Annotated in this window: 10 protein-coding genes and 1 pseudogene; 6 read left to right on the top strand and 5 right to left on the bottom strand. The window is 36.3% G+C overall.

The features are described from left to right. Positions 1-84: 84 nt before the first annotated feature. The 3 genes and pseudogenes from pdxR to PLX19_RS20750 form a co-directional block, all read left to right on the top strand. A pseudogene (gene pdxR / locus PLX19_RS20760) lies at positions 85-1,029 on the top strand (MocR-like pyridoxine biosynthesis transcription factor PdxR); the annotation flags it as partial. A gap of 374 nt (positions 1,030-1,403) precedes the next feature. Continuing rightward, positions 1,404-2,852 (top strand): FTR1 family iron permease, encoded by a 1,449-nt coding sequence (locus tag PLX19_RS20755; RefSeq protein WP_272190724.1) that lies wholly within the window; start codon positions 1,404-1,406, stop codon positions 2,850-2,852. A 56-nt stretch (positions 2,853-2,908) separates the two neighbouring features. Further along, positions 2,909-3,643 carry a hypothetical protein gene (locus PLX19_RS20750; protein WP_272190722.1) on the top strand — a complete coding sequence of 245 codons (735 nt, stop codon included), beginning with the start codon at positions 2,909-2,911 and terminating at the stop codon, positions 3,641-3,643. A 33-nt stretch (positions 3,644-3,676) separates the two neighbouring features. Here the strand turns inward: PLX19_RS20750 and PLX19_RS20745 are convergent, their stop codons facing one another. The 5 genes from PLX19_RS20745 to fdhD form a co-directional block, all read right to left on the bottom strand. After that, entirely contained in the window at positions 3,677-4,192 is a 516-nt protein-coding gene (locus PLX19_RS20745; RefSeq protein ID WP_272190721.1) for a GNAT family N-acetyltransferase, read from the bottom strand. A gap of 375 nt (positions 4,193-4,567) precedes the next feature. Further along, positions 4,568-5,944: a HAMP domain-containing sensor histidine kinase gene (locus PLX19_RS20740; protein WP_272190720.1), complete on the bottom strand. Its 1,377-nt coding sequence runs from the start codon at positions 5,942-5,944 to the stop codon at positions 4,568-4,570. A gap of 173 nt (positions 5,945-6,117) precedes the next feature. Beyond that, positions 6,118-6,795: a response regulator transcription factor gene (locus tag PLX19_RS20735; RefSeq protein ID WP_272190719.1), complete on the bottom strand. Its 678-nt coding sequence runs from the start codon at positions 6,793-6,795 to the stop codon at positions 6,118-6,120. Positions 6,796-7,435: 640 nt separating this feature from the next. Continuing rightward, complete coding sequence (locus PLX19_RS20730) at positions 7,436-7,942, bottom strand: GNAT family N-acetyltransferase (protein WP_272190717.1); 507 nt, start codon at positions 7,940-7,942, stop codon at positions 7,436-7,438. A 451-nt stretch (positions 7,943-8,393) separates the two neighbouring features. Continuing rightward, complete coding sequence (fdhD, locus tag PLX19_RS20725; RefSeq protein ID WP_272190715.1) at positions 8,394-9,191, bottom strand: formate dehydrogenase accessory sulfurtransferase FdhD; 798 nt, start codon at positions 9,189-9,191, stop codon at positions 8,394-8,396. A gap of 383 nt (positions 9,192-9,574) precedes the next feature. Between fdhD and fdhF the strand changes: the two genes are divergently transcribed. The 3 genes from fdhF to PLX19_RS20710 all read left to right on the top strand — a co-directional run bounded on the left by fdhF (position 9,575) and on the right by PLX19_RS20710 (position 15,138). Next, complete coding sequence (gene fdhF, locus PLX19_RS20720) at positions 9,575-12,517, top strand: formate dehydrogenase subunit alpha (RefSeq protein WP_272190714.1); 2,943 nt, start codon at positions 9,575-9,577, stop codon at positions 12,515-12,517. 12 nt (positions 12,518-12,529) lie between these two features. Continuing rightward, entirely contained in the window at positions 12,530-13,015 is a 486-nt protein-coding gene (locus PLX19_RS20715) for a DUF1641 domain-containing protein (protein WP_272190713.1), read from the top strand. Between the two features lie 269 nt (positions 13,016-13,284). After that, positions 13,285-15,138: a glycerophosphodiester phosphodiesterase gene (locus PLX19_RS20710; protein ID WP_272190712.1), complete on the top strand. Its 1,854-nt coding sequence runs from the start codon at positions 13,285-13,287 to the stop codon at positions 15,136-15,138. Positions 15,139-15,228: the final 90 nt, after the last annotated feature.

Below are 15,228 nucleotides of genomic sequence, written 5' to 3'. Positions count from 1 at the left end.
ATGATGGGAAACCATCACGTACGGTGTGATGTGGGGGAAAAGGCGGAGATAATATCAAACCCTTACCTATCACAATAATTTGGATTAAGAAAAGAAATTGCGCAATACATGTATGAATCACGCGGTGTACAATGTTCACCAAGTCAAATTATCATTGGGGCAGGAACGCAATATTTAATAAGAATGCTATTTCAATTGTTAAAAGAGAGTGCATTTGCAGTAGAGAATCCAGGATACCACTGGAAAATGGTTACGTGTGAAAAAGGGACAGAACATGTGAAAATGCTGCCGCTTGATGAAAATGGGATTATGATTTCGAGTTTAGAAGAAAGTGATGCAAATGTGGTATTTGTGACACCATCTCATCAATTTCCATGCGGAATGATTATGCCGGTTTCGAGAAGAATGCAGCTCTTGCATTGGGCAGAGAAAAAAGAAGGGCGTTATATTGTAGAAGATGATTATGATAGTGAATTTCGATATTCAGGGAAACCAATTCCAGCTCTCCAAGGGTTAGATACAAATGGAAAGGTTATTTATATGAGTACTTTTTCAAAAGCATTACTTCCATCGTTACGTATGAGTTATATGGTGCTTCCAAAAACACTTATTGAAGTATATCGAAAAGAATATTTATTTTATACGCAGACTGTATCGCGCATTGATCAAGAGATTGTGGAACGATTTCTCGAAGGTGGACATTGGGAAAAGCATATTCATAAAATGAGAGTTGTGTATCGGAAGAAGAGGGATACATTGGTTTCTGCAATTTCAACATATTTCCCGAAATGCGTAGAAATAATTGGCCAAGATTCGGGGCTGCATATATTATTACGAGTAAATAATGGTATGACAGAGCAAGAGCTTATTGAGAAAGCGGCAGCATATAGTATAAAAGTATATCCAGTTTCTATGTACTATGATGAGATGAAAGCTGATAATAAAACAATCTTGCTTGGCTTTGCGATTTTATCTGAGGAAGAAATTAAGGAAGCAGTTCAACTGTTGGCAAAGGCATGGTTTGATTAAAGAAGGAATGAGTTAAATGGGACTTGATTTGAATAGTAACTGATTCATATATCCATAAATAGATAAAAGACAATCTAAAACTTTATTTCCTGAGTTCTAGGTTGTCTTTATTTTCATTTGGATGAAGATTATAATATTTGATTTTCTGGATGACTGTAATCATTCAGTTCATAAATTTATATGAATTCATAATCTTATTTTAAAGGTTTATTTTACGTGAAATGCCGTTAAATCGAATCATCTATATCTTTAGAACAAACAGTAATATTATACCATTGACAGAATAGCAGTTGTAACTGATAATAACAATCAGTTGTGATAATAATGATAATTATTATCAGTTAATTAATGGAAATGATTATGGAGTTGATGATATGTTTAGGCGAATTAGCTATTCTACTTTCTTCATTTTTCTTTTATTACTAACTTTGACGAAACCGCTTACTAGTTTGGCTGCAAGTCAGGGAACAGAGAACATGAGTAAGGCAGAGCAATACGTTAATCAAGCAGTAACAATTGCACAGCAAGGTAATCTAGTAGAAGCACAGACAGTCTATCAGAAATTTAATGATACTTGGCTTGAAATTGAGAGTTCTGTGAAGGCGGATTCAGCTCAGGCATATAGCGATATTGAGTCAAATATGGGTCAAGTACAATATGCTTTTATACAGAACAAACAACAAGATGTTGTGAAGGCACTGCAAGGTCTTCAAAGTGTCAACGAAAAATTTATTCATGGTCAATATACGAAAGGCAATGGATTTCATAAACAAAACATTACACTTTCTGATTTTATTGTGATGTTGCAAGAGACAAAAGAAAAAGTGCAAAATAGCAATCAACAGTCGTCTCTAGCCCATATTACAAAAGTTCGAGAATCATGGCTCAGCATCGAAGGAACTGTTGTGGCACAATCGGCTACAGTATATAACGATACGGAACGAGATATGGTTACAGTGAATGCAATGATTTCTGAAGGTAATTATAAGGGTGCTGCTCAGTTACTCGATAAGATGATTGCATATTTGGTGCCACTTGCGACTAAAACTAGCTATACAATTTGGGATGCTGCAATGATACCGATTCGTGAGGGGCTAGAAGCATTACTCGTTGTAGGTGCGCTCTTAACCTTTGTGAAAAAATCTAATGGCGGACAGGGGAAAGGGTGGATTTGGAGCGGTGTTTCAGTCGGTTTCGTTTTGAGCGCTGTGCTAGCAGTCATTGTTAAATTTGTTTTTACATCGGGTGCTTTCGGTCAGAATAATTTCCTAATCTCAGGATGGACTGCGATTGTGGCAGCTATCATGCTTCTTTACATGAGTTACTGGTTGCATAGTAAATCAAATATTGCAGAGTGGAATCAGTATATTCATAACAAAAGTCAGTCGGCGTTAGATACGGGACGTATGATTTCTCTCGGTGTGTTATCATTCCTAGCCGTTTTTCGTGAGGGAACAGAGACTGTACTTTTTGTTATTGGTATGGTGAATCAGATTAGTTTTCAACAGTTACTAATTGGTATTTTGATTGGTCTCGGTATCTTGGCTATTATTGCTTATTTCATGCTTGTTATCGGTGTTAAGTTACCGATGAGGCCGTTTTTCTTAGTATCAAGTTTAATTGTTTTCTATTTATGCTTCAAATTTACAGGACTCGGTATTCATAGCCTTCAGCTTGCAGGTTCTTTACCGTCTACAACAGCTCCTAACTTGCCGAGTATTGATTTCTTAGGATTTTATCCATCTTGGCAAAGTGCGGTGCCGCAAATCTGTTTACTCTTATTAGCTGTTGGGGCTTTCATGTGGAAACGAATCAAATCATAAAGAAAACAATGTCCAATTAAAATAACATATTTCAAATATCAGGAGGAATACATTTTATGAAAACTATGAAAATCATTGCGGCAGTAGCCATGACGGGCACATTAGCTCTAGCTGGTTGTAGTTCAGATAATCATTCTGCATCTAGTGCATCTAAGGCTACAGAGCAATCGAAAGGTAAAGAGCAAACTACTGCAACAAATGTGAAAGATGGGACTGCAAATTTACTGCATGATGCTAAACAGCTAAAGAAAGGCATTAATGCGAATGATGAAGCAAAAATTAAAGAGTTTGGTCCAAAACTTGAAGAGAGTTGGGGGAAATTTGAAGATGGTGTGAAATCACAATACCCTGATCAATATGCACAAGTAGAAAAATACCTTGATCCAATCGTAGCAGGATCGAAGGCAAGTACGATTGATAAAGATACACTTTTAAAATTAGATAACCAGTTGATTGATGTTTTATATCAGATTTCAGAGAAACTCATTCCTGTCGACCAAGTTAAAGCTGGGGTTTCAAAGCTGCTTACAAAAACGGATGAATTAAAACAAGCAATCAATGCAGGGGATGAAAAGAAAGTAAAAGAGATTGGTCCGAAATTAGAAGAGATTTGGAAAACATTTGAGGATGGAGTAAAACCACGATACCCAGAGCTCTATGAGCAGATTGAAAAGTCTTTGAATCCAGAAGTGGCAGGATCTCAAGTAAGTCCTCTTGATAAACAAACGCTTGGGAATTTAAATGATCAGTTAATGCAAACATTACATGATTTAGAACAAAAGACAAATTAAAATGAAAATAGAGAAAAGGGGGATCCCTTTTCTCTATTTGTTTTCTCCATGTAAAAATAAAACCATATGCTCTTCGTCCCAATATTGGTCATTATATTTTAACGAACGCTCTTGTACGCCAAAAGTTTTAAAGCCTAACGATTCGTAGAGCTTTTTTGCACCTTCATTGCCAACGACAACATCAAGCATAAGTTGTTCTACTTCTAACTCTTTTGCTTTTTCAATTGCTGCTTGCATAAGCGCCTTCCCAGCACCCATTCCGCGCGCCTTTGGAGAGACGTAAACAGAACCAATTTTTGCTTTATGTTCTTGTTTTAAAAATGATTTTGTTTCTAAAGTTGCAACGCCAACTAAATCGTTGTCTTTAAAAGCACCAAGCGTGTAATTTTCGTTTTGGTCTAATATTTGCGCTTTATATTCAACAGGATCTTCCTTATTAATAAGATCTTCATAAGAAGAACTGAACGCTTCTGGATTTTGTTTTAATCCCTCGACGCGAAGTGCTAAGTAAATTTCTGCATCTTTTTTTGTTAATACACGAATTTCCAACTGTGTCATCCTCCAATTCTTTGGTGGTAATGTTATATTTTATATTAAAATCATAATACTTTCAAAAAATAGGCTCGATATATAAAGTGAAACTTTAATCAGTGGGGGTTTTCTTCATCCCCCACTGATTATTAGCCCTCACCAATCGGGCTTTTACTGCCCGTTAATGCGGGATAAACTGTTTTAATATTTCTACATAAAACTGCACTTACGGAGAAACAAGTATCCAGTACTTGCTTGCTCCTTTTGCTTACAACATGGCCTGTGGCAGAAAAAGGAACTGACCGCTACTATGGCACGGCCAGATGCTCTTGCTCATCTAAAAAGAAAAGGGTTTATATGTCGTTTTTTCAATTTGTATTTATATATAAATAGCTATTTAAAAGGTAATTCTATAGTAAATGTAGTTCCAACTCCGACCTCGCTTGTTACTTGTATGGAACCACCATGCAATTCTATAATTTCTTTTGCAACAGCTAAACCAATACCTTTTCCGCCAGTTGCTCGTGTTCTGGATTTATCAACTCGATAGAAGCGGTCAAAAATATGTGGTATGTCTTCACTTGGAATTCCTTCCCCTTCATCTTGCACTTGTATAAGAAAAGTATGCTCTTTTTTTAATACTAGTACTGTAATATGAGAATTTTCATGAGAATGCTGATGTGCATTATGTAATAAATTTAGCATGACTTGCTCCATACGGCGGTCATCGATGCAGGCGTATAAATCTTCTTGGCAATATAAAGAGATATCCATTTCTTTCTTGTTAAGAGATGGCTTTATTTTTTCAACCATACGCTCGGCAAATGGTAACAGCAAGGTTGATTGTTTCTTTATCGTAAATTGGTGTTGTTCAAGCTGCGCAAGCTCAAATAAGTCTTGTACGAGTTCAGTAATATTTTCTGTTTCTTCTTCAATGATTTGTAAATATTCTTCCCGTTCCTCTTTAGATAAAGACCCTCTTTTTGCAACTTTTGTGTATCCTTTTACATATGTGAGCGGAGTGAGTAATTCATGTGCGACGCTGGCGAGAAACTCGTTTCGTTCTTTTTTCATATATGTTAACTCACTAGAAAGTTGTTCGATTGTTTTTGCTAAGCTTCCTAATTCATCATTACTTTTAATCCCTAATGTAATGGGCTCATTTTGTTTCATCATTTTTTCAGTTGCCTGCTTCATTTTTATAAGTGGATTTGTAATAACCCTTGAAAATAAAAATACTAAAATTGTTGTAAGAGCTACTGTCAATGCACCGACGGTAACGAATTGTTGTGTTAATCGAAAGATCATCATTTTTATAGATGCGGTTTCTAAAAACATATGGACATAGCCAATTACGACTCCATGTTTTACAATGGGGCTGGCTGTTGAAATATATTTTGATTCTTTCCAACGATCTTCTGTGATCATTCCATCTCTAGGAATGTATGTAATCTTTTTCTCAAGTTGTTTGCGCATATCTTCTGTAACAGGGTCAGAAGAGTCGATAATATGACCTGTTGCATCTGTTATGACAAGTTTTGTATGAGAAGGCGAATTAGATTCCATCGCTGCTACACGTTCAAAGATTCTTTCCCTATAGCGTTTTTCAATAATATTACGATACCAAGTTCCTTTTTCTAATAAGGCTGTAGTTTCTTCGTCTACACGCATTTGTGCCAGTGTTGTATGAAAAGATACAAATAGTACGGATTCAATGCAAAGAGCTAATAATAAAAAGTACGTCCCAAGCTTTATAGAAAGTTTATTCATTAATGATTCACAACCTTTTTTCTGTACTAACAGGCAGTAAGACCTCTATCGTAAAGTTATGACGAAACAACAAATTTAGATAGAAGAAAAACTGCTAGTATATGCCTGAGTAGTTCAGACAATCATTAATGGGGAAAGAAGAATCCCCACTGATGAAAGTTTTCCTTTCTAATTTATGAGGAGCCATTTTTCCATTTGTAACCTATTTTATAAACAGTTTCTAGGTGTTCTTCAATAGGAAATCCTGCTTTTCGAAGTTTTTCGCGTATATTACGAATGTGAGAATCAACGGTACGATATTCAATATCTGTTTGAAATCCCCAAATAATTTCGATAAGCTCATCGCGGCTATAAGCACGATTTATATTTTGTAAAAAGAGTCCGAGTAAGGAAAATTCAATTGGCGTGAGAGAGAGTTTTTCATCATATACAGTTACGGTATGTCTCGTTTTATCCCATTCGATGCCGTTAAAGTTTACAAATCCCTCTTTCTTCGTACGGCGGAGTACAGCTTCGATACGAGCAATTAATACTTGCTCATCAAATGGTTTAGTAATATAGTCATCAGCACCTAACGTGAGTCCTTTTACCATGTCATAATTTTGATTCCGTGCTGTTAGCATAATAATGGGGACGTTACTGATTTGTCGAATTTGAAAGCAAGCCTCCCAGCCGTCCATATTTGGCATCATCACGTCTAACAAAATAAGATCAAATTCTTTTTGTTGAACGAGATCAAGTGCCTCTTGGCCTGATGTTGCTTTCATACAAAAATGTCCAAGTGGACTTAAGAATAAATCTAATAAGCGAAGCATGCGTTCTTCGTCATCTACTAATAATAGTTTGGCCATAACGATGTACACCTCAAGTTTTCATTATTTATCCTGCATTAAGAGTTAAAAGGAAAAGATAGGAGAGTGAAACTCTCACGAATAGAAGTTTCCTTTATATTATTCTACATGAACTTTACAAAAAACACTGTTCATATGGAAAAGAAAAGGACAATTGCCATAAAAAATGCACTACTTTTGCACATTTTTCTTTTATAATAAGCAATGTAGCAGCACAAAAATACCCTATGTTGCGACATAACGTCATGTCATTTTGATTTCAAAATGACAAATTCCATTCTATTGTGTACGTGAGATAGAGAACGTTTTTCGTATTCACCTCGCATCGGATAAGAAAAATTTCTATCTCACAACTTTTTTTGAATGTAGATAAAAGGGGATTTAGATAGTGAACAAAAAAGACCTTGAAAAGCAGAAACACGAACGAAATGTAGCTATAATCTGCATTTTGGTGTCAATGATGATTATCGTCGTTTGTGTTAGAAAGTTTTTTTGGTTGTTATAAAATAAATTGATTTGTTATAGATAAAAAGCCTCGCACCTATTGTGCGAGGCTTTTGTAATGTGAAAATAATGATCCATGAGAAACACCCACTTCAAGATTTGCAGGAGAGTGGGTGTTTTTATGTTAAAAGAAGTTTTAAACATTGAGAAATAACATCATATGTTCTTCATCCCAATATTGTCCGTTATATTTTAAAGCGCGTTCTTCTATACCAAATGTTTGGAACCCCAGTGATTCATATAGTTTCTTTGCCGGTTTATTTCCGGCAACCACATTAAGCATAATTTGTTCTATATCTAATCTTGGGGCATTTTCAATGATCGTTTCAATTAGCGCTCTTCCAGCACCAAGACCACGTGCTTTTGGAGAAACATATACAGAGCCGATTTTCGCCTTATGCTCTTGTTTGACAAGTGGTTTTATTTCAAGAGTGGCAATACCGATTAATTCGTCTTCTTGAAAAGCACCTATCGTAAATTTTTCAGGATTATCTAACCGTTTTGCAATGGCAGCAACGGGATTTTTTTGTTTCATAATATCTTCATAAGAGGAACCAAATGCTTCTGGATTTTGAGTTAATCCTTCTATGCAAAGTTGTAAATATATACTTGCATCTTCTTTTGTTAATACACGAATATTCATACAAGTAACCTCCTAGTGGTTTTATGTAATAAAATTATATATTAACTTCATTAACTATTCAATAGATTTATATGTTGTATTTTTATAACTATATGTATACAGGTTATAATAACGATATAAAAATCCCTTTTTTAGGGAAGACAAGAGCATCTGGCCGTGCATAGAAACGGTCAGATCCTTTTCCTACCACATGCGAGGTTTTAAACAAAGGGAGAAAGCAAGTAGCGGTCATATTGTATTCTGCATAGCAGCGACTTATATGTTGAAAAATAAAAATGAATTTATATAGAAGCTGACACAAAGGGCACATAAGTGCCTTTTGAAGTCAGTCCTTTTTTTTCGTTATCGACCGTTCTTTGCAATATATCGGCGATTCGACATACAAGTAGTCAATTCGCTGAGCTGAATCATACCGAAAAGTGAAACTTTTGGGATAACCTCATTGTTTTGTTTATTTATACCCTTCAATTCGCTCTGGGTGTGTGTAAATATTACAAGAATCACCGCGAATAAAGCCAACGACAGTAATTCCTAAATCATGAGCAAGTTCTAACGCCAATTTTGTCGGAGCGGATTTGGATAGGACAATTTCACAGCCGATTTTTGCAACTTTAAGTAAGATTTCAGATGAAATGCGGCCGCTAAAGGCAATTACTTTTCCTGTTATCGAAATATTGTTTCGCAAGCAATACCCGTAAATTTTGTCTAAAGCATTGTGACGACCAATATCCATTCGTGAAACGAGAATTTGATTTTCATCACATAATGCGGTGTTATGCACACCACCTGTTTCTTGGAAAGTAGTAGAGGATTGCTGCAGTGCCTTCATGAGACGAAAGCAATCTTTAGGTCCCAAGGTAATATGAATATCGTTCATCGTTTTTGCTTTGGCTGCATCATTTACAAAGACAAAGCCTTGTCTGCTTTTCCCGCAGCACGATGTCACATATCGTTTGTTATAGCAAGTTTGATAGAGTGGATTTGTTTGCGTAGTTGTGACATGCGCAAACCCTTTTTCTTTTTGGATCCATAATTGTTCAATGTGTTTATAGGAAGGAATAATACCTTCTGATACTAAAAAGCCAACGACCATATCTTCAATATGATCAGGTGTACAAACAATTGTTACATATTCTTCACCGTTTAGTTTAATTGTAAGTGGATATTCTGTTACAACCTCATCATCTTTTTGATGAAATGTCCCACCTTGGTAACGAACCATTGTATATGTGCTTTGAACAGACTCCATACGATTTTCCCCTTTATCAATTATTCTCCCATGTTTATCATAAGACAAGAAAAAAAGAAAAGCATTCGTTTTATATAAATCTATTTTAATTTTTCAGCGTAGAAGTCGCTGCTATGCATGTCCAGTTTCTCTCGTCCCCGCCAAGGAAGAACGGGATTTTAATGCCGATTTTCAATATGTATTCACATACATTCCTTGGTTATTATTTGTGTTCTACGATATAATAGAATCGTAGTCATATACATCAATTGTAAGCTTATTTATACATCAAGAATCTACCTCGAAGAACTATTTTTTCTGTTTTGAAAAAGAGCGTATAGCAACATCGTTTTGAAACCGCATTCAAAATATGTTGTACGGTTGGTTGTAAGGAGAGGGTAAAGATGTCAGAACACAAAATTCGTGTAACTGTCGATGGTACAGAGTATATTTCATCTAGTGAGAAAACGATATTGCAGTTATTAAACGAAAGAGAGCTTGAACACCCGCAAATTTGTCACGTACCAGAAGTAGATCCAATTCAGACGTGTGATACATGTATTGTTGAAGTGAATGGAAAGCTGATGCGCGCTTGCTCAACAAACCTTGAAGAAGGTATGCATATTGAAAGAAAGTCAAGGCGAGCGGTTGAAGCCCAGACAGAAGCGATGGATCGATTACTTGAGAATCATTTACTATATTGTACTGTTTGCGATAATAATAACGGAAATTGTAAAGTTCATAATACAGTGCATATGATGGGAATTGAAGAACAGAAATATCCGTACGAACCGAAAGTGAGTGTTTCGGAGGTGGATATGTCCCATCCGTTTTATCGTTACGATCCAAATCAGTGTATTGCATGTGGTCAATGTGTAGAAGTGTGTCAAAACTTACAAGTAAATGAAACATTATCTATTGATTGGAATTTAGATCGTCCGCGTGTCATTTGGGATGATGGCGTAGCAATTAATGATTCCTCTTGTGTAAGTTGTGGGCAATGTGTAACGGTTTGCCCATGCAATGCCCTAATGGAAAAATCGATGCTTGGAGAAGCTGGCTTTATGACGGGGCTAAAACAAGATGTATTACATCCAATGATTGATTTTGTAAAAGATGTAGAACCGGGTTATAGCAGTATTTTAGCTGTTTCGGAAGTAGAGGCAGCGATGCGTAAAACGAAAATCAATAAAACGAAAACCGTTTGTACGTTCTGTGGCGTCGGGTGTTCATTTGAAGTATGGACGAAAGATCGTCATATTTTAAAAGTACAACCGTCATCGGATGCACCAGTAAACGGGATTTCAACGTGTGTAAAAGGAAAGTTTGGATGGGATTTTGTAAATAGTGAAGAACGGATTACAAAGCCGCTTATCCGTAAAGGAGACATGTTTGTTGAAGCAACTTGGGAAGAGGCGCTAGAAGTTGTTGCAGCAAATATGAGTCATATTAAAGAGCAATATGGCAGTGATGCTTTTGGGTTTATTTCTTCTTCTAAAGTGACGAATGAAGAAAATTATTTAATGCAAAAGTTAGCACGACAAGTATATGGGACAAATAATGTGGACAACTGTTCTCGTTACTGTCAATCACCAGCAACAGATGGTTTATTTAAAACGGTAGGCATGGGCGGTGATGCAGGAACAATTAAAGATATTGCAGAGGCAGGACTTATCATTATTGTTGGAGCAAATCCGACAGAAGGTCATCCAGTTCTTGCAACGCGTGTGAAACGCGCCCATAAACTGCATGAGCAAAAATTGATTGTAGCTGATCTGCGTAAGCATGAAATGGCAGAGCGTGCAGATCTATTTGTTCACCCAAGTCAAGGTACAGATTACGTTTGGCTAGCAGGTGTAACCAAATATATTATTGATCAAGATTGGCATGATAAAGTATTTCTAGCTGAAAACGTAAAGAATTTTGATGAATATAAAACAATGTTAGAGAAGTATACGCTTGATTATACAGAAAGTGTAACGGGCATTTCGAAAGATACATTAATAGAAATGGCAAAGATGATTCGTGATGCAGATGGTACATGTGTACTTTGGGGTATGGGAGTGACGCAAAATACAGGTGGAAGTACGACATCAGCTGCAATATCTAATTTACTTCTTGTAACAGGTAACTATCGTCGTCCTGGTGCAGGAGCATACCCGCTGCGTGGACATAATAACGTACAAGGTGCTTGTGATATGGCAACATTACCAAACTGGCTGCCTGGTTACCAAGCAATATCCGATGATGCACTGCGCGCGAAATTTGAAAGAGCATACGGTGTTTCGATTCCGAAAGAACCAGGATTAAATAACATTGCGATGCTGATTGCTGCAGAAGCAGGGAAATTACGTGGTATGTATGTGATGGGAGAAGAAATGGCATTAGTCGATTCTAACGCGAATCATGTGCAGCACATTTTAGAAAATCTTGACTTCCTTGTTGTACAAGATATGTTTTTAACAAAAACAGCTCGTTTTGCAGATGTCATTTTACCAGCAGCACCAAGTTTAGAAAAAGAAGGAACATTTACGAATACAGAACGTCGTATTCAGCGTTTATACGAGGTTATACCGCCGCTTGGTGATTCAAAACCAGACTGGTGGATTCTGCAAAAGGTAGCTCGTGCATTAGGTGCAAATTGGAACTATAAGCATCCAAGTGAAATTATGGATGAAATCGCATCGCTTGCTCCTTTATATTCTCAGGCAACATATGATCGTTTAGAAGGATGGAATAGCTTGTGCTGGGGTAGTCATGATGGCAGTGATACACCATTATTATATTTGGATGGATTTAATTTTCCAGATAAAAAGGCACGCTTATCACTTGATGAATGGGTACCGCCAGTCGAGGTGCCGGAAGAATATGATTTATTATTAAATAATGGCCGCATGCTTGAACATTTCCATGAGGGGAATATGACAAAGAAATCGGCAGGTATTTTATCGAAAATGTCAGAGGTATTTGTTGAGATTTCTCCAGAGTTAGCGATGGAGCGAAATGTGAGGGATGGAAGTCTTGTTGAACTTGCATCACCGTTTGGAAAAATCAAAGTTCCAGCGCTTATTACAGATCGTGTAACTGGAAACGAACTATATTTACCGATGCATGCAACAGTAAATGAAGAAGCAATTAATATTTTAACAGGAACGGCAACCGACCTTTATACATGCACACCAGCATATAAACAAACGCGCGTCAAAATGCGTGTGCTGCGTGAAAAAGGAAATCGTCCACTTCCTGCTTCTAATCCGCGAAATAAAAAGCGTCATCCGCAAAATGGTGTTGAAGTGCAGAAGAAATGGCAACGAAAACAATATGTATCACTTGTGGATGAAAACTAGGGGGGGAGCATTGTGGCAAAAGAAATTACGATGATTCAAAAAACGGTTGTAACAGAAGAACAAAAGAAGCAACAAGTTTCAGAGGAATTATTACAACAATTAGGAGAGAATCAACAGGCAATTGAAGAAACGATTCTTTTGTTAGCGCAGCTTCAAAAAGCTGGTTTGTTAGATGCTGCCGTAAGCTTGCTGGCAGCGAAAGAAGATGTTTCGAAAATTGCGATTGAACAACTAAACCGTGAACCAGTAAAAAATGCATTGAATAATATGATGGGTGCAGGAGAAGCACTATCTTCAGTAGACCCAGAAGTGACGAAGCAAGTAACATCCAGTTTAGTTACAGGTTTACAATATGCAACAGATGAATTGCAAAAAGGCAAGAAAACAGGTGTGATGGATTTCTTTAAAGTATTACGAGATCCAGACATAAATCGAGCAATTACATTTGGATTTAATTTTTTGAAGGCATTTGGTCAAGAGCTGGAAAAGAAGGAATAATAAAAAAGAGCGGTGGATTTAAAATCTATCGCTCTTTTATATGTTTATATGAGTATTCATGTTTAGTAGAATATATTATGATGAAATAAAATATATCGCCATTTTCATTTTCAAGCAGTGGAATACAATTTGACTTTCGTTTAACCTTGCATGTGATAGGGAAAGGCCCTGACCGCTTCTAAGCGCGGCCAGCTGCTCTTGCCCCCTAAAAAACAGGGTTTTTATGTCGTTTTTTAACTTAAATATAGTTTTAGAATATGGAGGAATCTATGCTACACCGTAAAAGACTATCGATACCAGGGGTAATGAAACATTCCTTTCAGACAGTAAGATTTGCCTTTGGAAATGTATTATCGTTTCAACTCATGTATAAGCTCCTAGCCGCAATTGTTTTTATCCCACTATTCGGTATGATTTTTAATAAGCTATTATACTGGGGTGGATATGCAAATGCGACAAATGATGAGTTACTTGCGTTTTTTAAAACACCGTATGGAATTGCAGCTATTTTAATTTTATCTGTGCTAGCACTTTTTCTCATTTTTATCGAATTTGCAGTACTTATTATAATTTCGTATTTTGCGCATAAGCGGCAAAAGGTGAGACTGCGTCCAATCTTATATAAAACGGTAACGTATTTACCTTCTTTTTTCACATATTGCTTACCAGGATTTATTTTGTATGTTGTGGTTTTACTCCCTCTTTTAAGCATCGGTTATAAATCTGCACTTCTTCCTGAAATTCAGATTCCTAATTTTATTTCAGGCGAATTACTGAAAACGACAATGGGACAAGTTGGATATTATACCTTTTTCGGCGTAGTTGCCTATTTCAATCTTCGTTGGATTTTTGTTTTACCCATCATTGTTTTAGAAGAAAAGCCGTTTCGCGTAGCTGCTCGTCAAAGTGTGATGTTAGTAAAAGAAAACTTTTTGAAAGTCCTGTTCTTTTTAGTGGGATTTTTTATTTCTATAGGCGTCGCCTTCCTACTTTTTACAGGTGTTTATTTATTGTTACTGCTTGGGGTCTATGAATTTACAAATCCAGAAGGAACATTTGCTTTATTAGCACAATCGACTATATCTGTCTTTGTAACGAGTATATTGTATATATTTAGCTTTATTGTTACGCCGTTTTATATTATGGCGCTGACAAGACTATATTTACAGAAGGTTCCCGTTGAAGCTGTTTTAGTAGAAGAGGGCCTTGACTATTCGAAAACAAAGGTGGAGAAATGTTTCTTTCAGAAACATCGATTCAAATTTATTGGTGTATATCTTGGCGGGGTTGTTGTAATTGGAATGGTTTTGGCTTTTATTGTAACGTTTATTACAAATTCTTATAAAGAGCCGATTATTATGGCACACCGTGGTTACGTATCTAAGGGAGTGGAGAACACAAAAGAGTCGGTCCAAGGAGCTATTGATGCGAAAGCAGATTATGCTGAGATTGATGTATTGCAAACGAAAGATGGCGAGTTGGCCGTTATACACGATTTGAAACTAAAGCGTCTTGCGAATGCAAATGTACAAGTGTCAGAATTAACGATGGATGAACTTCGAAAGCTTACTCTCAGCCAAGATGGATTTTCAGGGAAAATTAGTACGCTTGATGAGATTATTAAACTCGCAAAAGGAAAGATTAAGCTTAATATAGAAGTGAAGCTCCATGGAAATGAAAAGGATTTTGTAAAGAAAGTTTTAAAAACCATTGAAAAAAATGATTTTGAAAAGCAATGTGTGATTCAAACATTACATTACCCGCTTATTAAAGAATTTAAACGTGCAAATCCAGATATAAAAGTAGGATATGTTCTATATGCAAATGCAGCAAATTTAAAAAATGTTCCGGCAGACTTTTATGTAGCGGAAGAATATATGTTAAATAAGCACTTAGTACAATCTGCTCGTAAATTAAATAAACCGATTTATGTATGGACTGTAAATGATATGGAGAGCTTAAGGAAATATTATAAATTGAATGTGGATGGAATTATTACAGACTATCCAGAAGATGCGAGAGCCACGATTAAAATGATCAAAGAGCAAGAGGAAAATGAAACGGATATGTTTGAGAAAATTACGGAAACAACCGAAGACTTATTTGCAAAGTTATTTCCGTAAAAGTAGGCTGCTAGCTAAATGCTAGTAGCCTATTTTTTTGTATGGAGAGATCTGTACTAAATTGTTGGCAGTATAAATAGGATGGTAGAA

The sequence above is a fragment of the Bacillus sp. BP-3 genome, assembly GCF_028401955.1.
In the GTDB taxonomy this organism is placed as follows: domain Bacteria; phylum Bacillota; class Bacilli; order Bacillales; family Bacillaceae_G; genus Bacillus_A.
The sequence above is the reverse complement of the archived record's forward strand: the minus strand, read 5'-3'. Positions and strand labels throughout refer to the sequence as shown.

Excerpts from the sequence above, each read along its gene's own strand:
- fdhF (WP_272190714.1), top strand. The coding sequence starts at position 9,575 with ATGTCAGAACACAAAATTCGTGTAACTGTCGATGGTACAGAGTATATT.
- PLX19_RS20740 (WP_272190720.1), bottom strand. The coding sequence starts at position 5,944 with ATGAATAAACTTTCTATAAAGCTTGGGACGTACTTTTTATTATTAGCT.
- PLX19_RS20750 (WP_272190722.1), top strand. The coding sequence starts at position 2,909 with ATGAAAACTATGAAAATCATTGCGGCAGTAGCCATGACGGGCACATTA.
- PLX19_RS20710 (WP_272190712.1), top strand. The coding sequence starts at position 13,285 with ATGCTACACCGTAAAAGACTATCGATACCAGGGGTAATGAAACATTCC.
- PLX19_RS20755 (WP_272190724.1), top strand. The coding sequence starts at position 1,404 with ATGTTTAGGCGAATTAGCTATTCTACTTTCTTCATTTTTCTTTTATTA.
- PLX19_RS20730 (WP_272190717.1), bottom strand. The coding sequence starts at position 7,942 with ATGAATATTCGTGTATTAACAAAAGAAGATGCAAGTATATATTTACAA.
- PLX19_RS20735 (WP_272190719.1), bottom strand. The coding sequence starts at position 6,795 with ATGGCCAAACTATTATTAGTAGATGACGAAGAACGCATGCTTCGCTTA.
- fdhD (WP_272190715.1), bottom strand. The coding sequence starts at position 9,191 with ATGGAGTCTGTTCAAAGCACATATACAATGGTTCGTTACCAAGGTGGG.